We start from the raw sequence: 18,344 nt of genomic DNA on the forward strand, positions 1-18,344 counted from the left end.
ACCCGGCGGGCCGCGTCGCCCGCCTTACCGCCGCCCCCCGCCACGCACACACCCACCCCGACCACCCTCCAGCCGTCGCCCCGGCCGGGCCGACGGCTCGGAAATCGCCGGACGATCGATCAACCGCGTGGGGCGAGGTCGGGACGCGATCCTCACGGTCGCGTCGCCCCTTCAGCGTGCCGTGAGGCGCAGGGCGTCGACGGCGAGGCGGGCGGCGGTGCCGATGGCGGCGTCGGCGGCGGGGAGGGTCAAGCTGGTGGCGGCGGCGCGGGTGAAGACGGCCAGGGCGTAGCGGCCGCCGTCGGGGTACTCCACCACGCCGACCTCGTGGCGCAGGGTGGGCAGGGTGCCGGTCTTGCCGTGGACGCGGACGTCGTCGAACGGGAACCCGGAGGCCAGCCGGTGCGGCCAGACCTGGAGGCCGAGCAGACGGCGAAGCGCGGCGCCGGGTTCGCCAGGGCAGGCGTCGCCGTGCCAGAGGGCGGCGAGCAGGGCGGTCATCTCGCGGGCGGTGCTGCGGTTGGTGAAGGCCGGGTCGAGGACCCTGAGCCGGGCGACGACGGCGGGGTCGACCGGGGAGTCCTGGCCGGTGTCCTCGGCGAGGACGGCGACCAGCTCGCGGAGGGTGTGGACGGCGACAGTGCGGGTCAGGCCCAGCTCGGCCATGGTGCGGTTGACGGTCTCCAGGCCGACTTCGTCCCAGAGCACGTCCGCGGCGGCGTTGTCGCTGACCGCGACGGTCAGGTAGGCGAGGTCGCGCAGCGAGAGCCGGGCTGCGTCGAGCATGGCCGACAGGCCCGTGCGCCCCGGAGTGCGGTCGGCGGCGGGGAGGTCCACCGGCCGGGTCAGGTCGATCCGTCCGGCGGCGGCCTCGCGGTACAGCGTGACCAGGAGGCAGAGCTTGTGGACGCTGGCGGTGCTGACCGGGGTGTCGGCGCCGAGGGCGAGTTCGGCGCCGCTGTCGAGGTCGCGGGCGTGCAGCAGGCCGGTGACCCCGGCTTCGGCGAAGGCGGCGGCGATGCGGGCGCGCGCGGCGGGGGCGCCGGCGGGGTCCCGACGGGCGGCGGCGTCGTCTCCCGAACGGTCTCCGCGGGCCCGGTCACCCGTCGTACTGTCGGTGGTCACAGCGGGAACTCCATGGCGGGCCGGGGGAAGAGCGGGCGGTTGGGCGGCTGGGGCAGCAGGCCGCCCGGTTCGGTCAGCGCCCGGTGGGCGGCCTCGGCGAACAGGCGGACGGCGGGCCCGTCGCGCCCGGCCGGCCAGGCGGTGGAGGTGCGCCAGGTCAGCGGGGTGCCGGTGAGCGGACGCCAGACTGTACCCGGCGGCGCCGCGGTGCGCGGCACCAGGGCGACGGCGCTGCCGGTGAGCACCAGCGCGCCCGCGACGTCCGGGCCGGGCGGGTCGACGACCGCCTCCGGGGTGCAGCCGTGCCGGGCCAGGGTGGTGAGCATCTCGTCGTACAGTGCCGGGGCGGTGGCGCGGGGAAAGAGCACCAGGCGTCGCCCGGTCAGCTCCGCCACGGCCAGTTCCGGGCGGTCGGCGTGCGGGCCGTCGGCGGCGAGCAGCACGCCCAGCGGCTGGTGCAGCACCGGCCCGAAGGCCAGGCCCGGGGCCGGGCAGGGGTGGCGGACGACGGCGACGTCCACCGTGTGCTGGGCGAGTTCGCGCACCGCGGCCGCGACCGGCAGTTCCCGCAGGTCGAGCCGGGTGCCCGGGGAGGCGTTCTCGAAGCCGGTGAGCAGCGCGGCCAGGGCGGCCGGTCCGAGGTCGGGCGGTACGGCCGCGCGCAGGGTGCCCGCCCGGCCGGTGCGCAGGTCGGCCGCGACGGCCAGCAGGCGGGCGGAGCTCTCCAGCACCTCCTCCGCCTCGTCGAGCAGCAGCCGGCCGGCCGGGGTGAGCGCGACCCCGCGCGGACCGCGGTCGAACAGGCTGACGCCGAGTTCGCGTTCCAGCCGCTGGATCCGCTGGGAGAGCGAGGGCTGGGCGATCCGCAGCCGCTCGGCGGCGCGCCCGAAGTGCCGCTCCTCGGCGACGACACGGAAGTGGCGGAGGTGCCCCAGCAGGTCCATGAGCAGCAATCATAGGCAGTTCTTTATGAACCTCTTCATCATCATGCTCTTGGACTGGAGTCCTGACGGCCTGTTTAGGTGAGGCCACGGCCCGACCACGCGGCCTTCCCGTACACCTGATCTGGAGACCACCGATGACGTCGTTGTTCCGGCACCCCCGCACCGCGCTGCCCGCCGTCGCCCTGCTCGCGGCGGCCCTGACCGCCGGCTGCGATCGCGGCACCTCCGGCAGCACCGGCGCTCCGGCGGCGGTCGCGACCACCACGGCTTCCACGGCCACGGCCTCCGCCGGCCCGGCCGACGCCGCCTTCAAGGACCTCGAACAGCACTTCGGCGCGCGCCTCGGCGTGTACGCGCTGGACACCGGCAGCGGCCGGGAGGTCGCCTACCGCCCCGACGAGCGCTTCGCCTTCGCCTCGACGATCAAGTCGCTGCTCACCGGGGCCCTGCTGCGCACGGCGAGCGACCAGGAGCTGGACAAGGTGGTCACCTACCGCCAGGAGGACGTGCTGGCCTGGGCGCCGATCACCTCCCAGCACGTGGCCACCGGCATGAAGGTGCGCGACCTGGCCGCCGCCGCCATCGAGTACAGCGACAACACGGCCGCCAACCTCCTCCTCACCGAACTCGGCGGCCCGGAGGCCCTCCAGCGGACCCTGCGCGACCTCGGCGACCCGACCACCAACGTCAACCGCAACGAACCCGCCCTGAACGAGGCGACCCCGGGCGACCCCCGCGACACCAGCACGCCCCGCGCCTTCGCCGCCGACCTGCGCCGCTACGCCCTCGGCGACGTCCTGACGGAGGACCGGCGCCGGCTGCTCACCGACTGGCTGGTCGGCAACACCACCGGCGCCCCGTTCATCCGCGCGGGCGTACCCGCCGACTGGAAGATCGGCGACAAGACCGGCACCGCAGGCTACGGCACCCGCAACGACGTCGCCGTCGCGTGGCCCTCCGGCGGGCGCGGCCCGATCGTCCTCGTCGTGCTGTCCGACCGCGGCAAGGCCGACGCCACCTCCGACGACGCCCTGATCGCCGAGGCCACCAAGGCCGTCGTCACCGCCCTCGGCTGACCGTGCGGATGCGTAGTGGCTCCCAGCCGCCCGGCGCCCTTGTCACGGCGATCCGCCGCTGGAAGCATCACCCCCGTCCGGCCGTACCCCGGCGGAGCCGTCCGCCGACGCGTGTGCCGGGTACCGACTTCCGGGGGAACCACACCATGCTGCCTCGCCGTACTCCGCTGCGGACCGCCCTCGCCGTCCTCGGCGCGGGCGCCCTGCTCGTCGTGAGCACCTCCACACCGGCCTTCGCCGTCGAAGGCGACTTCCCGATGACCTCCACCCCGAACTGCGACGCCGTCCAGAAGATCGAGCCGCGCCTCTACACCGACGGCCTCTACCACGACTTCCAGGCCATCGACCCGACCAGGACGAACGGCCACTGCCAGTTCCTGGTCTGGGACAACGGCCAGATCCGCTACGACTCCTACAGCGGTGCCCAGTCCCCGTGGTTCTACGACGGCCCGGGCCACCGGGTCCGGACCCAGATCATCGACAACCTCGGACCCGGGATCTCCTGGGGCATGTACAACTGATCGCGGCCTGCCGCCCGGTCAGCGGTCGAACCCTTCGCCGAGGCGGGGAAGGACGGCTGCGGCGCCGTCCTCGCCCGCGATCCGCCGGGCACGAACTCCCTTGGGCATCAGGTTGGTTCGGGCCTGAAGCAGCCACGCCGTCCGAGCCGTACCCGACGAGCGACGCCCCGGCCCCTGTCACCGGCACTCCCGCCCGAACGCTGGCCGCGCCCCCGTGCTCGCGGTCATGCTGGTGACGCAATCACCCATCCGCACACGGGGGCTGACGATGAATCACGGTAAGGAACCCGGCACGAGCCTGAACCGCCGCACCCTGCTCACCGCCGCCGGAGGGCTGGCCACCGGGCTGGCCGGGACGGCGGCGGCCGGCGCCGTCCCCGCCGGGGCGGCCGGGCGCCGGGAGCCGGCACCCTTCGGTCCGGCCGTGGTGCGCCCCGGCGACCCTCGCTACGAGGGCCTGCTCAAGGGCGACAACCAGCGCTTCGTCGGGCGTCCGGAGGAGATCGTGGTGGCCGGCACCACCGAGCAGGTGGTGCGGGCGGTCCAGGACGCGGTGCGCGGCGGACGGCGCATCGGTGTGCGCAGCGGCGGCCACTGCTTCGAGGACTTCACCGCGGACCCGGCGATCCGGGTGCTGCTGGACCTCTCGCAACTGGACGCGGTGGGCTACGACCCGGGGCGGCGGGCCTTCGAGGTCTGGCCGGGGGCCACGCTCGGAAGGGTGTACCGGACGCTGTTCAAGGGCTGGGGCGTCACCGTGCCGGCCGGCGGGTGCCCGGAGGTGGGGGTCGGCGGGCACCTGGTCGGCGGCGGGTACGGGCCGCTGTCGCGGCGCTACGGCTCGGTGGTGGACCACCTGTACGGCGTCGAGGTGGTGGTCGTCGACCGCGACGGCACCGCCCGCGCCGTGATCGCCACCCGCGAGCCGGACGACCCCAACCGCGAACTCTGGTGGGCGCACACCGGCGGTGGCGGTGGCAACTTCGGCGTGGCCACCCGGTACTGGCTGCGCTCACCGGAAGCCGACGCCGAGGCCCGTTCGGGGTCGCCGGACCCGTGCCGCCTGCTGCCGCCCTCGCCCGCCGAGATGCTGGAGGCCCTGGTCGAGTGGCCCTGGGACGGTTCGAGGACCACCGAGCGGGCGTTCACCACCCTGGTGCGCAACTTCTGCACCTGGCACGAGCGCAACAGCGACCCGGGGTCGCCGTACGCCGGCCTGTACGCGATCCTGCAGCTCACCCACCACAAGGCGACCGGATTCTCGATGGTGGTCCAGATGGACGCCGGGATCCCTGGCGCGGCGGAGACGGTGAAGGACTTCGTCGACCAGGTGAACGCTGGCACCGGCCTGGACGCCGGCGGCGGCAGCGCGACCGTCCCCTGGCTCTACCCGATGACCTGGCCGGGCAACGGCGAGGCCGGCGACATCGTCACCCGCCGCTACAAGGGCAAGGCCGGCTACCTCAAGCGATCCTTCACCGAGCCACAACTCGCCGCGATCTACCGCCACTTGACCAACGACACCGGCACCGCCGCCTGCGGCATGCTGGTGATCGGCTACGGCGGCCGGGTCCGCGCCGTGGAGCCCGGCGCCACCGCGGTGGCGCAGCGCGACGTCGTGATGAAGGCGGTCTACCACAGCGTCTGGGCCGACGAGGAGCACGACGGCGCCAACCTCTCCTGGGTGCGCGAGCTCTACCGCGACGTCTACGCGGACACCGGCGGGGTGCCCGTGCCGGGCGAGGTGAGCGACGGCTCGTACATCAACTACCCGGACGCCGACCTCGCCGACCCCGCCTGGAACACCTCCGGCGTTCCCTGGCACACCCTCTACTACAAGGACGACTACCCGCGCCTGCAGCGGGTCAAGGCCCGCTGGGACCCGCGCAACGTGTTCCGCCACGCCCTCTCGGTCGAACTCCCCTGAGGCCCGGCGGAGGCGGCCTGCGGTCGAAGGTCCGCCCATGCGTTGGAAGAAGTCACGGCTTCCACAAACCCGAACTCGACTCTGCCGGCCCGCACCGACAACGGCACCAAGATAATTCCGGGGAACGCCAAGGCGGCCCCCATCAGCCTCGTTACGCGCCTGCCTGGGTCAGACGATGCTCCCTTCGCAGAACAGTTCGAAGGTTCCTCCTCCGAAGGCCGGCAGGCCGGTGGTGGCCGCGGTGTCGAAATGCGCCGGGCTCGGCGGGAACAGTCCGCTGCCGGGGAGGACGAGTTCGAACGGGGGCGGACCGCCGAAGGTCGGGATGTCGGTACACCGGCAGGCGTGGAAGGCGCCGTCATCCGTGACGATCCCCAACTCGACGTGGGCGGTGCCGACGATGGGTTCCGTGGGCACAGTGACCGATTCCCGGTCACTCGCAACCTACGGGCAACCTCCCTCGGCGGGACGCCTTCCGGCGGGACGACGGCAATATGCCTTCGTGACGGCTCCGACGGCCTGTGGGGGGCGGGGACTTCGCCGACCGGTACCCGCGCGACTGCGCCCCCGCCGGCCGGGCGCCGTCCCGTTACCACGCGGCGTATGCCCGCATTGACGGGTTTGGTGGCGGTCCAGGCACGGAGCCGATGCCGGTTTCGGTTCCCAAACCCGGATCCGTGACGTGCCGCCGTTCGGTGATCGTCAACGTGCCCGTGGCCCTCGGCGGCACGCCGAGTCCCCAGCTTGCCAAGCCCACCGACGTCGTCGAAATGCTGGGGCTGTGGTGACCGGTGCTATGCCGGGCTCGGTCCTGGCCGCCTTCGCGCACCCCGACGACGGTGAACTATGGGCCGTCGCCCCCCCTCGCCCTCCACGCCAGGAGCGCCGTCGTCACCGTCGTCCTGCACCGCGACGACGACCGCGACACCGGGGCTCGCAAGGGCGCCGCAGTTTCGTGCCGACCGGCGCCAACTCCCCCGGCTCGACCCTGCCACCATGCAACGGCTGCTGCTGGAGAGAGGGCGCCGGCAAGGGTGGTGCCACTCGGGCACGGGTCGGCCGCGGTTCTCGGAGGCCGCCCGGGCCACTGCCCGCCCTTCATATGCTCCGGCCGGGCTCCGGCATGCGTCCCTGCGGCGCGCTGCGCCCGGTCGGCCCAGCATCCCCTACCGGCACGACAAGGCCGGACGGCCCCGGCGGGCGGGATGCGCCAGCCGGGGCCTCACACTGTTGCCGGGTCAGAGCTTGCCGCGGTAGCCGCCGGTCTCGCTGCCGCGCTTCTCGATGAAGCTTTTGAAGCGCTTCAGGTCGCCCCTCACCTGCCGGTCGAGCATGTTCATCATGTCGGCGGCCTTCTCCACCAGCCCCTCGGGCTGGTAGTCCATCGACATCACGATACGGGTGTGGCCGGCGTCCAGAGGCTGGAAGGACACCATGCCGGTCTGCTTCACTTCGCCCGTGACCGTGCGCCACGCCACGTGGTCGTCCGGGACCTGGTCGACGATCTCGGTGTCGAACTCCCGGCTGACACCGGCGATCTTCGTCTTCCAGCGGTTGTGGCGGTCGTCGATCTGCGTGATCTCCTCGACGCCCTCCATGAACATCGGGAACTGCTCGAACTGCGTCCACTGGTTGTACGCGGTGCTGATCGGCACGTCGACGTCGATCGTCTCCTGGACCCTGCTCATAACCAACCCTCCTTACTCGTCTCGTCGGTCTGCTGAACCGGACTGAACCGGACCCGCGCGCTCCTCGGCCTTTCCGCCCAACCCACGGCGTGCCCCCAACCGGCAAAAACCAGCACCGGCCGGCCACAGCGGGCGGCGGCCAGTCCCCCGACGGCCACGGTCGTGGGCCGCCCTGGCCGCGCCGAGTGTGGTCCGCCCGGGCGGACTCACTCCCGCACGCCCACGAACACGGCCCGCATCGCTGGCCCTTACAGTCCTTTCCTTCGACGGGTGGCGCGGTCAGTCCTTGAAGGCGTCCTTGACCTTTTCGCCGACCTGCTTCACTCGCCCTTGACTTGGTCGCCCTTGCCTTCGGCTTTCAGGCGTTCGTTGCCGACCGTCTTGCCCGCGGCCTCCTCGACCTTGCCCTTGATCTTGTCACCGAGGTTCGAGGCCTCGTCCGAGGCGCTCATTGCGATCTCTCGCCGTTGCCGCAACGGCCTGTCCCCGAAGCGTGTGCCCGGATTTCCTGCAGGCATGCACCCGATGCGGTGCGGTTGGTCCGGTACCGCGGCGGCGGGCGTGGGCACTGCGCTTACTGGACCTGGATGCAGGTCGGGGTGTCCGGGAGTGGCCGTGGGAACGGTGCCGCCCCGGGTGCCTGGAGTCGCCGTGCTGACCGGTGCAGCCGGGCGGCGCCGCGATGATGCCGGACCTGCACGACGTGACCGTTCTGGACTCGGTCGGACTGAACGCACTGCTGCTGGCCCAGAGCCAGGCCGCTTGCCAGGGGCACCGTCGTGTCGTCCAGCTCGCCCCGCCTTCCGACCAGGTGGCGCGGCTGCTGGAGATCACCGGATGCGACCGAGTCTTTCCCGTTGACCTGGGCGTGCCTCGCTCGGCTCGTTGAACGGAGTCGGGTGCGCTGATGGCACACCCGAGCCGTCCGTGCCACGAGTCCCGGCATACTCCCCCGTGCCGTCTTGGGACCGGACGGCACTCGGGGCGGTCGACCGCCACAGCGGAATTCCGGCCACCTTCGCCCCTCCCCCTCTTGCGCGGCCCCGCACCCGCGAAGGAGGTCTGTCATGAGGCGGGTCGGGGCCAGCGGCCGATGGGAGACAACAGCCCTGCACGGCGGTGTTTGCCGGACTCGGGTCGCGGGACCCCAGCATCGAGTGCCGTACAGGCGTGACCTCGGGCCGCATTGGGCCGTTGCAAAGGTATGAGCCATTCCATGTCCTGGGCCGGCCTGCCCGGCGTTCCCGGCCTGGGAGAAGACGAGGCCGACTCGGTTGCCGGTGGGCCGAGCGGGCACGACGGGGACGTACTGGCCGCCGTCGCCGCCTGCACGGCGAGGGCCGCGGCCTGGGTAGGCCACCTCGCGGACCGGCAACCCGACCCCGCGCACGGCCGGGTCCTGCACCAGTTCGCCGAAGCGGTCGCCCGAGTCGGCAGCGACCTGGATCCCGGGGACGGCTACCTGGGCGGCGTCGATTGGCAGACCCGCTCGCACCTCGACGGCTACGTGCTGCTCGGCGCCCGGCGCAGCTACCAGCCCATCGACCTGGACGTGATCGAAGCGGTGGCTGTCGGCGCGGTAGCCGCCCTCGCTCTCGCCCTGCCTGCCGCCGCGATGTTCGACGTGGCCGACCTGCCCCGTGTGTGTGCGCTGATCGACCAGGTCCTCGCCGCCGGGCGTGCCTGCCGCCAGCAACACCATGGCGCCGGCTGACAGTAGCGCCATCACCGCCCGTGCGGGGCCCGGATCCTCCCGGAGGAAGCCGGGAATCACGCAGTAGTGGATCATGCCCGGCTGGCCGCTTCCGGGCACGCGAAGGGAGCCGTGGGAGGTCGTGCCGACCTGGTTGCGGCATGTGAGCAGAGTCCGTCCTCCGTTCGGCTTCCTCTGGGCATGCGCGGCGCTGTGTCAGGGCACACGGACCACACCTGTCCACGGCTTGAAGGAGGCCTTGTGTCCACTGACGCCATCGTTTTGCTCAAGGAAGACCACAAACGGGTCCGCCGGCTCTTCCGCGCCTTCCAGAACGCCGACAAGGCGACCAGGGCTGAGACGGTGAACCAGATCCTGGAGGCTCTTACGGTCCACACCTACATCGAGAACGAGGTCATGTACCCCGAGGTGCGCAGGCTCGTTCCGGAGCTGGAGGGCGACATCCTGGAGTCCTTCGAGGAGCACCACGTCGCCGATCTGCTATGCGCCGAGCTGGCCGGCCTGAGCCCCGACGATGAACGCTTCGATGCCAGGACCACCGTGCTGATCGAAAGCGTGAGCCGCCACATCGAGGAGGAGGAGAACGACTGGTTCCCCAAGGTGCGCGAAGCGCTGGGTCGCAAGGAGCTGCAGGAGATCGGAGTCCGTCTGATCGAAGCGCGCGACAAGGCGCCCCGCAGGCCCGAGACGCCCAGCGCGCTCAAGAAGGTGGCGGACGCTGTTCTGTCCTGACGGGACCAAGGGCACGGCCCGGTGTCCGGGCCTGCGCCGTCCACGGCCATCCGCACTGCGGCGAAGGACACAGGACTACTGCGGTTCGTCTGGCGGGAGGAGAGGGCCGAGCGGTCCGAGGTCGAGGTTGAGGTCCTGCATGGTGAGCCCGTAGCGGGCACACAGGTCGTTCATGCGCTCGTGTAGCGCCATGAGGGTGGCTCCGAGGTTCTCCTCCTGCTCCTCGGTGAGGTCGCCGGCTTCGACACGGTGCAGGGCCTGCCGTTCCATGAGCTGTCGGAGGAGTTCGACGAGGGTGAGGACGAGCTTCATCAGGTCCCGTTCGACGGTCTCGGGGCTGGTCGTGATTCTTCGGGGTGCATGGGGCGGGCGGCCCCGGCCTGTGGCTGCCTGATCGCTCCTGGTGGCCGGCAAAACGCGGAACGCGCGTGCGGCGGCCTGGGCCACCTCTTGGCGGCGGTCCGGACGGGGTGGCCTGTCGGCGGTCACCGCGTCCCCCACTCTCCGGATGGGGCGTGCGCCGCCCAGGGAGCGGCCGTGCGCTCGCTGATCGACGTGATGAGGGCGCGCAGCGAGATCCGTACGAGGTCGATGTCGGCGACGGACAGGACGAGGTCACCGGTGACGACCACTCCGCCGCTGAGCAGCCGGTCCAGGAGGTCGATGAGGGCGACCTGCTGCTGCGGCGGGGACGCGCCGCTGGTCGGAGCCGGGGTGTTTCCTGAAGGGTTCACGGTGCACTCGCCGTGCCGGGTTCGGGAGGGGTCAGGGTGGCGAAGGAGTAGGGGGCCCACGGACCGGTGACGTCGACCCGCAGGCCGGGGAGACCGTCGGTGGCGTGCATGGTCTCCTCGCGGAACGCGCGGACATGGTCCGCAGGCACGAGGTAGGCGTCGTTGACCACGTTCTGTCCGGGGCCGGTTGCCAGTTCGCCTTCCTGGACGCGGTGACGTGCCCACTGCACCGCGTGGGCACGGGCGCTCACTGCGATCCGTTGTGCCGCCTCTTCGGCCGCCCGGTGGGCGTCGTGGCGGGCGTCCTGCTCCGTACGGCGGCGGCGTAGGTAGGCGCGGCCCGGACTGAGCGCCGGATCAGGCGGGGCATCCGTTGCGGCGGGGGGCCGGGGTTCGGCCTCGATGTAGAGCTTGACGCCCAGCTCCACATGGCCACGCAGGCGTTCCAGGCCGTCCAGGAACAGTTTCTGGTTGTCGTCGAGCATCGCGCGTACCCGGTCGTCGTCGAGGTAGACGGTGGCCAGGCGCAGTGGAAGGACGGTTGTGTGCGCTGCCAGCGCTTCGATGACGCCGTGGTGGGCCCGGGCCAGGGCTTCGAGCCAGCCGAGGTCCTCCAGGTGCCGATGCAGGGCCGCCTCGTGGAAGTCCTCGGCGGGAACGGGGCTGACGACGGCCACCGGGGTGGTGCTGCGGTCGGGAGTCAGCAGGCGGACGGGTGCTCCGGCGACGCCGGTGAGGGTGCCCGCCTCGGCGGTCAGGGCGGGGGTGCGGTCGCGGGCGACGGCGTAGGCGTAGGTGAGGGAGGCGTCGCTCATGTGTCACCTGGACCGGGTCGTGGGTGAGCGGTGGGCCGCTGGGCCGGGCGACGGCGCGGCGTGGCTGCCTCCGGAGAGCTGACGGGCGGGAGGGCGGCGTCGGCGCGCAGGGCCTCGATCTGTTCACGCAGGCGTTGGTTCTCCTCTTCGAGACGGGAAGTGGAGTGGTCGGCGCGGGAGGACAGCGACGGGTCGTGTTCCCACCAGTCGATGCCCATCTCCTTGGCCTTGTCCACGGAGGCGATGAGCAGGCGCAGCTTGATGGTGAGCAGCTCGATGTCGAGGAGGTTGATCTGGATGTCGCCGGCGATGACGACGCCCTTGTCCAGCACCCGCTCCAGGATGTCGGCGAGACTGGCGGAGGAGGCCGGCTGGTAGGGCGGCCCGGCCCGGGAGGGCAGCGAGCCCAGACGGTTGGCGAGAGAATCACTCACTGCTGTCCTCCGTCCGGCCGCGTGGCTGCTGCGCGGTCATGGTGCGCGGCGCTGGGTGTGGGCCCGGATTTCGTCGAGGCGGTCGAGGAGTTCGTCCTCGCGCCGGTCGAAGGTCTCCTCGTCGATCTCCCCGGCCAGGAGTGCTCGCTCCAGTGCGGCAAGGTCGTGTTCGACGGGCGCCGGGTCGTAGTACTCGTCCTCGGCGGTTTCGACGACGCGTTCGAGCACCCAGACGGTGCCGCGCACCGGCGCGAGCGGGAGGGTGAGGATCTGGGTGATCAGACCCATGGCTTCACGTCCTTCAGACGAAGCTGTAGGCGGGCAGGGGGCCGTACAGCCGGACGTCGCAATCGGCGCCGAGTTCGTCGGCGAGGCTCTTTTCCGCAGTGAGGAAGAGCTCTCGGTGCTCTTGGTCAACGAGGAAGGAGATGTTCAGGAAGTCGTTCCCGGTGGGATCGGAGGCCAGTTCCTCGCGGGTGTGGGGACGCAGTGCCTCGGTGATGCCGGCTGCCAGGGCCTGCTGGCGCGCGAGGACCTCCTGCGTGACGAGTTCCCCGAGGGCGAGCGGCAGCTCGGGGTTGCTGTTGCCCGCCTTGATGTCGTCGTTGAGCTGCCGGGCTCTGGGTGATTCCCGCAGGATCTGCCGCAGCAGTGCGTCCTCCTCGACGGCGGCCTTGATGTGGTACTCGGCGCAGCCCTCCAGGTGGCTCAGCCGCTGGAGGTACTCCTCGCGGTGCTGGTCGAGGGCGGCCCGGACGGCGTCGTCGTCGGGAGCGGTGAGGCCGAAGCGCAGCGGCAGCACCGCCCCGTCGGCGACGAGGCGTTCCTGAACGGCCTGGTGGGCGATCAGGTCGCGTCGTTTGGGCCGCAGTTCCGCAGGTGCATCGCTGACGACGGCCGCCAGCGGCCCGGCTCGCAGGGAGCGCAGCGCTGCTGGGACGGGACCGACCGTGTCGAGGCCGGTCAGGTCGTGGGGATGACCGGCTGCGGTGATGGAGTAGACGTAGACGGCCATCTCATTCCTCCCGTCGTCTGGTCGGCCGACGGGCGGGCCGCGTGCGCCTCGGCGCGGGCTCCTCCTCTTCCTCCTCCTCGTTGGCGTCTCCGAGATGGAGGGCGTCGGTGACAGCATCGACGGCGCCGCTCAGCGCGCCCTTGCTCTTGCCCCGGGCACCCCCTTCCGTGACCTCACCCACGATGTCGGGGAGCTGAGCGGGCGCTTTGCGCCCGGATTCCAGGTCGAGGCGGTTGCACGCCTCGGCGAACCGGAGGTAGGTGTCGACACTGGCGACGACGATGCGGATGTCGATCTTGAGGATCTCGATGCCGACCAGCGAGACCCGGACGAAGACGTCGATGACCAGGCCCCGGTCGAGGATCAGCTCAAGGACGTCGTAGAGACTTCCGGTGTTCCCACTGCGGGAAACGCCGGCTGCGCTTTGCGGCACCACAGTCATGGCGCCTCCCTTCGCTGCCCGCCCTCTCGGTGAACGCGGGCGTTCTTGCAGGTCATCGCGCCGCGAAATTCGTCAGGTCGGGCGATCGACCTGTCCCCGGGTGTAGCGACGGATCCGCTCGTACGACTGCAGTTCGCCTTCTTCGTCGAGCCTTACCCGGTAGCTGGCCAGCACGCTGGTCGTCTCAGGGATGCGTTCCAGCTCCACCACCTCCACGTCGGCCTGCCAGCCGCCCTCGACGGGTTTCAGGGCCGACACCGACTCGGGGACACGTCCGAGGAGGTCTTGCAGTTGCTGAGCAGCGATACGCATGGCGTGTGACGCGGAGACACGTCGACGGGGCCGCGGCGTCCGGCCCGGCGACCGTGTGGGACGCGCGCCGGCCCTCCTCGGGTCCTCGTCGTCCTCGTTGCCAGTGGTCATGCCCTTCTCCGGATCGGGGAAAGCCTGCTCCAAAAGCACTCACTTACCACACATGCCCGATATGCACCAATATAGCCGTCGACTTGTATCTCATGCCCCGGCGCCGTAGGCCTGCTTCGCGGTGGCTGGTCGGCGTGGGGGCGTGGAGTACGGGGCCGTGCACTCGGCGCGACATCGGTCCCAGGTGCGGGAACACCGCGGCATGCCAGACTGGGAACTGGGTTCTTTTGCCGGGCTCGACGGGGTCACGATCGCCGAATCCCCCAGCGCCGCCTCCGACGCGGACTGCCGTGACCGACGTCGCAGCGACGGATCGTTGCCGCATGTCGGCGTCGCGCCGACCACAAGACCGGCCATCACGCGCGGAAAGACAAGGAACGGCCCCTTCGCTGGTGCCGATCACTCGCGAAGGGGCGATCGCCGGAAAGGGATGCCCCCTATGAATGACACCACCAAGGTCGCCTTGGCGGCGGCTGTCGTGGGCGGTTACGTACTCGGGCGCGCGAAGAAGGGGCGTCTCGCGTTCGCGGCCGCCACCTACCTCGCCGGGCGCCGGTTTGGTCTGGATCCGCGCCAGCTCGCCACCGAAGGCATACGCAAGCTCGCCGAGGTCCCGCAGGTCGCCGAGCTGAACAAACAGGTCCGCGGCGAACTGCTGGAAACAGGCAAGAAGGCCGTCGCCGCAGCCGCCGACCGGCGCATCGGTGAGCTGGCCGACTCGCTCAGGGAGCGCACGCTCAACATCGGAAAACCGAAGCCGGACGAGGGGCAGGACGAGGAGGAACCGTACGAGGCCGAAGGCGGGGAGGAGGAATGGGAAGAGGAGCCGGAGGAGGAAGAAGAAGAGCCCGACCAGGCCGGAGAGGAGGACGAGTACGAGGAGGAGCCCGAGGAAACTCGTCCGGCGAAACCGGCCCGGCGACGCCGTACCGCCGAACCCGCCGGTGACCAGCCGCGCTCCTCCCGCACGGCCCCGAGCACCAGCGCGCCGAAGACCGCCGCCCGTCGACCCGTCAGGAAGGCCGCACCGGCGGGGAAGAAGACCACGGCCAAGAGTCCGCCAGCGGCGAAGAAGTCGTCGGCCCGCGCCACGACGTCGAAGACCGCCGCATCCAAGCCCGCGCGCGAGAAAGCGCCGACGCCGGCGAAGAAGACCGCAGCGAAGAAGACCGCAGCGAAAAGGACCGCGGCGAGCAAAAGCACCGCTGCCAAGCCGTCGACGCGGACCCGGCGGAGGTGAGCCATGGCCGCCACGGGAGATAGGTCCGCAGCCGGGTCGGGAGTCGACCAACTACGTGAAGAAGTCGTCAACTTCCTCGGCGCCCAGCTGGAGCACCTGGTGGAGAAGGCGGGTGAGAAGGTCTCCGACCTCACCGACACCCTTGGTGACGTCGCCCAGAACGGAGGCGTCCTGCCCAAGGTCGGTTCCCGTGTCCTGCAAGGTGACTCCCCGCTCAAGGCCTTCGTGGGCGAGAAGGCTAAGAGCATCAAGGACAACGTCGTCGACAAGGCCAAGGAGACGTTCGGGGGAGGCGGCAAGCCCGGCCGCAAGGCGGGCAAGAAGACGATGAACATCGTGGAGGTACTGGATGTCGGGGTCCCTGTGCGCACCGCCTACGACCACTGGACGCAGTACGAGGATTTCAGCGGCTTCGCGAAGGGTGTGCAAAGCGTTTCACAGGGCGATGAAGTCACCACCGACTGGAAGGTGAAAGTCGGGCCCTCCAAACGCAGCTTCAAGGCAACGGTCCAGGAGCAGATCCCGGACGAGCGCATCGTGTGGACCTCCGAAGGAGCCAAAGGCAGCACTCGGGGGGCCGTCAGCTTCCACGAACTCACCCCGAACCTGACCCGCATCGTGCTCGTCGTCGAGTACTACCCCAGCGGCTTCTTCGAGAAGACCGGCAACATCTGGCGTGCCCAGGGCCGGCGCCTCCGCCTCGACTTCAAGAACTTCCAGCGGCACGTCTCCCTGTCCAACGACGAAGCCGAAGGCTGGCGCGGTGAGATCCGCGACGGCCAGGTGGTGCGCACGCACGAAGAGGCGATGGAAGACGAAGCCGCCGAGGACGACCGGCTCGGAGAAGACGAATACGACGAAGAGGAGGAGCCCGAGGAGGAGTACGACGACGAGGAAGAAGAGCCCGACGACGAGTACGACGAAGAGGAGGAGGAGCCCGAGGACGAGTACGACGAAGAAGAGGAGGAGCCCGAGGACGAGAACGGCGACGAGTACGACGATCGCGACTACGGGGAAGAGGACGAACAACCGGAAGAGGAGGATGAGGAGTACCTGGAGGAAGCCCGCTGACCGGCCCCGGGGCAGCCAACCCGCACTGCGTACCGGCCCGACTGCCGAGCTGGCGGCGGAGGCGAGCAGCCACTCGGCTTGCAGCTGGCAGCGAGGTGCCGTTGCTCCTGCCCCTGGCCATTCTCCAGCCGGGAAGCCGAAGGCGACAGCTTGCCAGGCCAACCAGGCGCGGACCGGCCGCCCGATCGCGTCAGGGACATGCCGCCCAGGCCAGCCGCCGACCTGGGCGCCGAAACCCAGGCATCGACCACATCCTGCACTGGCCCCAATGGCGCCCCCGACGCCACAGGGCAGGCCCGGACCGGCCGCTGGTTCGCCCTGGCCGGCGCCCTGTACGGGTCGGCCCCGCGCTCGCGGGGGTTGCTCCGGTGACCACGTTCGTCGACCAGGGCGGAGCCGAGGACTCCCCGGATCTGGGGCCTACGACTGGTCCCAACCTTACGGGTCAGGTGTCGTCTTGGCGCGGCCGCCCGTCCCCGGGGGACGTGTTGTCATCGTCGAAGTCGACGTCGACGTGCTGCTCGGGGCGGCGTTCTTCCTGGTTCGCGATGGATTCCAGGACCTTCTCGTCTGCCTCGGTGAGCGGTGGCTGCAGAATGCTTCGCGGCCACAGTCGCCGGTGGAGAACCACGTTGGTCTCGGCCGCGTACACGGTGATCGTCGCGGCCAGAGCGAGCCAGGAGAGCAAGCCGATCACGGTTGCGAAGAACCCGTAGACAGCTGTGGCGTGGCGCAGTTGGTGGGCCACGAGGACGGCGCCGAAGGTCTGCAGGACAGTGAACAAAGGCCCGGCGATCGCACATCCGGGCAGCAGGGCGCGAGTGGGAACGATCTTGGGCGTCAGGATGCGAAAGCAGGCCAGGCACAGGCCCGTGTTGAGCAAGGCGGACAGGACGAGGGCGCCGATGTGGGCGGCCAGCCCGCCAAGAGTGGTGGCGACGAGGGTAGCGGCAGCCGTGGCGAGTAGCAGGCCCACGGCGAGGGTGCTGAACAGCAGCAGGCTGCGGGCCAGGCGCGGGAAGTAGCCGGGGCGGACCACTCCGGGCACGTTCCAGACCTCGGCCATGGCGTGCTGAAGGACCTGGGCGATACCGAGCACGCCGTATACCAGGCCGAGGAGGGCAACGACGAGGGCGAGGCCGCTGCCCTGGACGGAGTGGACGTTCTGGCGGAGCTGATCGCCGATGATGGGAAAGTCGACGAGCGCGGAGTTGACGATGGTCTTCTGGGCGCCGGGGTGTCCGTGGAGGATGAAGCTGAGAATGGTGCTGAGCAGGAGCAGCAGCGGGATCAGGGCCATGAACCCGTAGTAGGCGATCAGGGCTGTGAGCAGACTGCCGCGGTCGTCTCCGTACTTCTTGATCACGCCGACGACCATTCCCGGGACCGTGTGGTGCTGCTGGGCACGGTCGAGAGCGCGGAGGGTGCGTTCGACGGGGTTCATGCCTGGGCCTTCTTGTCGTCCGGCTCCCCAACCTTATTACGGCGCGTCTACCCCGTCGCGCAGCAGGTTACCGGCCGACCCGGGCTGGGGGACAGTCGGCTGTGAATATTGCCTTCCCCTGGGCGTGACCCACAGCAAACGATGCCGGCATCGGGCTGGCTTCAGCACATCCCAGCCGCCGACCCGCTTGTCAAGCGCTGGCAGATCCGCGAGCTGGAAGGCCATCGCTTCCCATCCGCCCGAGGAACGCATCGCCTACATGCCCCATTTCGAGCACCACGGACAGTCTCCGTCGAAGATCAGCACCGGATCCCGGAAACCATTACTCATGCCTTCATTCTCTCGACCAGGCCACCCCCACGCCGCCCAGCTTGGCCCATGTGGTCGACGGTTAGCGCGCTCCACAGCTTTCGGGCGTGAAGGTGCCGACACGGGGCAGACGCGGTGCAGGTAACCGAGCTCATGAGGAGGATGGTCATGGGCGCAGGTAAGAAGGTAGAACACACGGCAGAGACCGTTAAGGGAAAGACAAAGGAAGCCGCCGGCAAGGCCGTCGGAAACGAGACCCTCACGGCCAAGGGCAAAGCCGAGCAGGTGAAGGGTGACATGCTCCAGGCTGGCCAGAAGGCAAAGGATGCCTTCAAGCACTGATCAAACACCCCTGGAACGCAAGTCCGCCTCCCATCACTAGTACCGGGAGGCGGACTTGCTGCGTCTCCTGTCTTTGACTTCACCGAACGCCTGCGCCGCCAGCAGCAGGCCTCAGCCCCGGCCACCGTCCTTCAGGGTGGCTCATTGGCGTATCCCCACCCCCAGCCACCGTCGGAGACACTACGTCCGCTTTGGGAATCGCTTCTCATGGGCGAGAGGCCCCCGAAGATGGATTGAGTTCAGGCTGGTCCGGCCGCGATGCGTCAGGGGTGATCGTTCGCTGGTCGGTTCGGCGGTTCGCCCTTCTTTGTCCCTCGCGCGGTAGGGGTGGGGCCTTCGCGTGTCGCG

22 protein-coding genes and 1 pseudogene are annotated in these 18,344 nt (G+C 70.3%); 9 read left to right on the forward strand and 14 right to left on the reverse strand.

What is annotated here, in order from left to right; translation table 11 throughout:
• Nucleotides 1-171 precede the first annotated feature (171 nt).
• Nucleotides 172-1,020 (reverse strand): serine hydrolase, encoded by an 849-nt coding sequence (locus tag ACFV1W_RS29550; protein WP_380420349.1) that lies wholly within the window; start codon nt 1,018-1,020, stop codon nt 172-174.
• A gap of 101 nt (nt 1,021-1,121) precedes the next feature.
• The gene (locus tag ACFV1W_RS29555; protein ID WP_380420306.1) at nt 1,122-2,069 is read right to left on the reverse strand and encodes a LysR family transcriptional regulator; all 948 of its coding nucleotides are present in this window, start codon (nt 2,067-2,069) and stop codon (nt 1,122-1,124) included.
• A 134-nt stretch (nt 2,070-2,203) separates the two neighbouring features.
• On the opposite strand from ACFV1W_RS29555, the gene bla reads away from it, so the two are divergent.
• From bla to ACFV1W_RS29570, 3 genes are all read left to right on the forward strand, one after another.
• Nucleotides 2,204-3,145 carry a class A beta-lactamase gene (gene bla, locus ACFV1W_RS29560; RefSeq protein WP_380420307.1) on the forward strand — a complete coding sequence of 314 codons (942 nt, stop codon included), beginning with the start codon at nt 2,204-2,206 and terminating at the stop codon, nt 3,143-3,145.
• 146 nt (nt 3,146-3,291) lie between these two features.
• Nucleotides 3,292-3,666, forward strand: coding sequence for a hypothetical protein (locus ACFV1W_RS29565; RefSeq protein WP_380420308.1), 375 nt, complete (start codon nt 3,292-3,294; stop codon nt 3,664-3,666).
• 268 nt (nt 3,667-3,934) lie between these two features.
• A complete protein-coding gene (locus ACFV1W_RS29570; protein WP_380420309.1) occupies nt 3,935-5,593 on the forward strand; it encodes an FAD-binding oxidoreductase in 1,659 nt (552 codons plus the stop codon).
• Between the two features lie 168 nt (nt 5,594-5,761).
• Here ACFV1W_RS29570 and ACFV1W_RS29575 read toward each other — a convergent pair whose 3' ends face one another.
• From ACFV1W_RS29575 to ACFV1W_RS29585, 3 genes and pseudogenes are all read right to left on the reverse strand, one after another.
• Nucleotides 5,762-6,010 carry a hypothetical protein gene (locus tag ACFV1W_RS29575; RefSeq protein ID WP_380420310.1) on the reverse strand — a complete coding sequence of 83 codons (249 nt, stop codon included), beginning with the start codon at nt 6,008-6,010 and terminating at the stop codon, nt 5,762-5,764.
• Nucleotides 6,011-6,831: 821 nt separating this feature from the next.
• Nucleotides 6,832-7,281, reverse strand: a complete 450-nt coding sequence (locus tag ACFV1W_RS29580) for an SRPBCC family protein (RefSeq protein ID WP_380420311.1) — start codon at nt 7,279-7,281, stop codon at nt 6,832-6,834.
• Between the two features lie 279 nt (nt 7,282-7,560).
• Nucleotides 7,561-7,733 (reverse strand): annotated as a pseudogene (locus ACFV1W_RS29585) (CsbD family protein).
• 230 nt (nt 7,734-7,963) lie between these two features.
• On the opposite strand from ACFV1W_RS29585, the gene ACFV1W_RS29590 reads away from it, so the two are divergent.
• The 3 genes from ACFV1W_RS29590 (at nt 7,964) to ACFV1W_RS29600 (ending at nt 9,727) form a co-directional block, all read left to right on the forward strand.
• Nucleotides 7,964-8,170: an STAS domain-containing protein gene (locus ACFV1W_RS29590; RefSeq protein WP_380420312.1), complete on the forward strand. Its 207-nt coding sequence runs from the start codon at nt 7,964-7,966 to the stop codon at nt 8,168-8,170.
• 327 nt (nt 8,171-8,497) lie between these two features.
• Nucleotides 8,498-8,995 carry a hypothetical protein gene (locus tag ACFV1W_RS29595; RefSeq protein ID WP_380420313.1) on the forward strand — a complete coding sequence of 166 codons (498 nt, stop codon included), beginning with the start codon at nt 8,498-8,500 and terminating at the stop codon, nt 8,993-8,995.
• A gap of 240 nt (nt 8,996-9,235) precedes the next feature.
• Nucleotides 9,236-9,727 (forward strand): hemerythrin domain-containing protein, encoded by a 492-nt coding sequence (locus tag ACFV1W_RS29600; RefSeq protein ID WP_380420314.1) that lies wholly within the window; start codon nt 9,236-9,238, stop codon nt 9,725-9,727.
• A 75-nt stretch (nt 9,728-9,802) separates the two neighbouring features.
• On the opposite strand, the gene ACFV1W_RS29605 is transcribed toward ACFV1W_RS29600, so the two are convergent.
• The 8 genes from ACFV1W_RS29605 to ACFV1W_RS29640 form a co-directional block, all read right to left on the reverse strand.
• A complete protein-coding gene (locus ACFV1W_RS29605; RefSeq protein WP_380420315.1) occupies nt 9,803-10,216 on the reverse strand; it encodes a gas vesicle protein K in 414 nt (137 codons plus the stop codon).
• Nucleotides 10,213-10,461, reverse strand: coding sequence for a gas vesicle protein (locus ACFV1W_RS29610; protein WP_380420316.1), 249 nt, complete (start codon nt 10,459-10,461; stop codon nt 10,213-10,215). Before ACFV1W_RS29610 ends, ACFV1W_RS29605 begins: the two co-directional genes overlap by 4 nt.
• A complete protein-coding gene (locus ACFV1W_RS29615) occupies nt 10,458-11,276 on the reverse strand; it encodes a GvpL/GvpF family gas vesicle protein (protein ID WP_380420317.1) in 819 nt (272 codons plus the stop codon). Before ACFV1W_RS29615 ends, ACFV1W_RS29610 begins: the two co-directional genes overlap by 4 nt.
• The gene (gvpJ, locus tag ACFV1W_RS29620) at nt 11,273-11,710 is read right to left on the reverse strand and encodes a gas vesicle protein GvpJ (RefSeq protein WP_380420318.1); all 438 of its coding nucleotides are present in this window, start codon (nt 11,708-11,710) and stop codon (nt 11,273-11,275) included. Before gvpJ ends, ACFV1W_RS29615 begins: the two co-directional genes overlap by 4 nt.
• 36 nt (nt 11,711-11,746) lie before the next feature.
• Complete coding sequence (locus ACFV1W_RS29625) at nt 11,747-11,998, reverse strand: gas vesicle protein GvpG (RefSeq protein ID WP_380420319.1); 252 nt, start codon at nt 11,996-11,998, stop codon at nt 11,747-11,749.
• 13 nt (nt 11,999-12,011) lie between these two features.
• Nucleotides 12,012-12,725, reverse strand: coding sequence for a GvpL/GvpF family gas vesicle protein (locus tag ACFV1W_RS29630; RefSeq protein WP_380420320.1), 714 nt, complete (start codon nt 12,723-12,725; stop codon nt 12,012-12,014).
• A 1-nt stretch (nt 12,726) separates the two neighbouring features.
• The gene (locus tag ACFV1W_RS29635; protein WP_380420321.1) at nt 12,727-13,167 is read right to left on the reverse strand and encodes a gas vesicle structural protein GvpA; all 441 of its coding nucleotides are present in this window, start codon (nt 13,165-13,167) and stop codon (nt 12,727-12,729) included.
• 72 nt (nt 13,168-13,239) lie between these two features.
• A complete protein-coding gene (locus ACFV1W_RS29640) occupies nt 13,240-13,590 on the reverse strand; it encodes a gas vesicle protein (protein WP_380420322.1) in 351 nt (116 codons plus the stop codon).
• A gap of 439 nt (nt 13,591-14,029) precedes the next feature.
• Here ACFV1W_RS29640 and ACFV1W_RS29645 point away from each other — a divergent pair, with 439 nt between their 5' ends.
• Both ACFV1W_RS29645 and ACFV1W_RS29650 read left to right on the forward strand, forming a co-directional pair.
• The gene (locus ACFV1W_RS29645; RefSeq protein ID WP_380420323.1) at nt 14,030-14,830 is read left to right on the forward strand and encodes a histone protein; all 801 of its coding nucleotides are present in this window, start codon (nt 14,030-14,032) and stop codon (nt 14,828-14,830) included.
• A gap of 3 nt (nt 14,831-14,833) precedes the next feature.
• Nucleotides 14,834-15,901 carry an SRPBCC family protein gene (locus tag ACFV1W_RS29650; RefSeq protein WP_380420324.1) on the forward strand — a complete coding sequence of 356 codons (1,068 nt, stop codon included), beginning with the start codon at nt 14,834-14,836 and terminating at the stop codon, nt 15,899-15,901.
• A 445-nt stretch (nt 15,902-16,346) separates the two neighbouring features.
• On the opposite strand, the gene ACFV1W_RS29655 is transcribed toward ACFV1W_RS29650, so the two are convergent.
• Complete coding sequence (locus tag ACFV1W_RS29655) at nt 16,347-17,345, reverse strand: YihY/virulence factor BrkB family protein (RefSeq protein WP_380420325.1); 999 nt, start codon at nt 17,343-17,345, stop codon at nt 16,347-16,349.
• Between the two features lie 477 nt (nt 17,346-17,822).
• Here ACFV1W_RS29655 and ACFV1W_RS29660 point away from each other — a divergent pair, with 477 nt between their 5' ends.
• Nucleotides 17,823-17,996, forward strand: coding sequence for a CsbD family protein (locus ACFV1W_RS29660; protein ID WP_380420350.1), 174 nt, complete (start codon nt 17,823-17,825; stop codon nt 17,994-17,996).
• Nucleotides 17,997-18,344 lie beyond the last annotated feature (348 nt).

It is taken from the genome of Kitasatospora sp. NPDC059648, assembly GCF_042734825.1.
GTDB lineage: Bacteria > Actinomycetota > Actinomycetes > Streptomycetales > Streptomycetaceae > Kitasatospora.

Excerpts from the sequence above, each read along its gene's own strand:
- ACFV1W_RS29555 (WP_380420306.1), bottom strand. The coding sequence starts at position 2,069 with ATGGACCTGCTGGGGCACCTCCGCCACTTCCGTGTCGTCGCCGAGGAG.
- bla (WP_380420307.1), top strand. The coding sequence starts at position 2,204 with ATGACGTCGTTGTTCCGGCACCCCCGCACCGCGCTGCCCGCCGTCGCC.
- ACFV1W_RS29565 (WP_380420308.1), top strand. The coding sequence starts at position 3,292 with ATGCTGCCTCGCCGTACTCCGCTGCGGACCGCCCTCGCCGTCCTCGGC.
- ACFV1W_RS29570 (WP_380420309.1), top strand. The coding sequence starts at position 3,935 with ATGAATCACGGTAAGGAACCCGGCACGAGCCTGAACCGCCGCACCCTG.
- ACFV1W_RS29580 (WP_380420311.1), bottom strand. The coding sequence starts at position 7,281 with ATGAGCAGGGTCCAGGAGACGATCGACGTCGACGTGCCGATCAGCACC.
- ACFV1W_RS29590 (WP_380420312.1), top strand. The coding sequence starts at position 7,964 with ATGATGCCGGACCTGCACGACGTGACCGTTCTGGACTCGGTCGGACTG.
- ACFV1W_RS29595 (WP_380420313.1), top strand. The coding sequence starts at position 8,498 with ATGTCCTGGGCCGGCCTGCCCGGCGTTCCCGGCCTGGGAGAAGACGAG.
- ACFV1W_RS29615 (WP_380420317.1), bottom strand. The coding sequence starts at position 11,276 with ATGAGCGACGCCTCCCTCACCTACGCCTACGCCGTCGCCCGCGACCGC.
- ACFV1W_RS29625 (WP_380420319.1), bottom strand. The coding sequence starts at position 11,998 with ATGGGTCTGATCACCCAGATCCTCACCCTCCCGCTCGCGCCGGTGCGC.
- ACFV1W_RS29630 (WP_380420320.1), bottom strand. The coding sequence starts at position 12,725 with ATGGCCGTCTACGTCTACTCCATCACCGCAGCCGGTCATCCCCACGAC.
- ACFV1W_RS29635 (WP_380420321.1), bottom strand. The coding sequence starts at position 13,167 with ATGACTGTGGTGCCGCAAAGCGCAGCCGGCGTTTCCCGCAGTGGGAAC.
- ACFV1W_RS29640 (WP_380420322.1), bottom strand. The coding sequence starts at position 13,590 with ATGACCACTGGCAACGAGGACGACGAGGACCCGAGGAGGGCCGGCGCG.
- ACFV1W_RS29645 (WP_380420323.1), top strand. The coding sequence starts at position 14,030 with ATGAATGACACCACCAAGGTCGCCTTGGCGGCGGCTGTCGTGGGCGGT.
- ACFV1W_RS29650 (WP_380420324.1), top strand. The coding sequence starts at position 14,834 with ATGGCCGCCACGGGAGATAGGTCCGCAGCCGGGTCGGGAGTCGACCAA.
- ACFV1W_RS29655 (WP_380420325.1), bottom strand. The coding sequence starts at position 17,345 with ATGAACCCCGTCGAACGCACCCTCCGCGCTCTCGACCGTGCCCAGCAG.
- ACFV1W_RS29660 (WP_380420350.1), top strand. The coding sequence starts at position 17,823 with ATGGGCGCAGGTAAGAAGGTAGAACACACGGCAGAGACCGTTAAGGGA.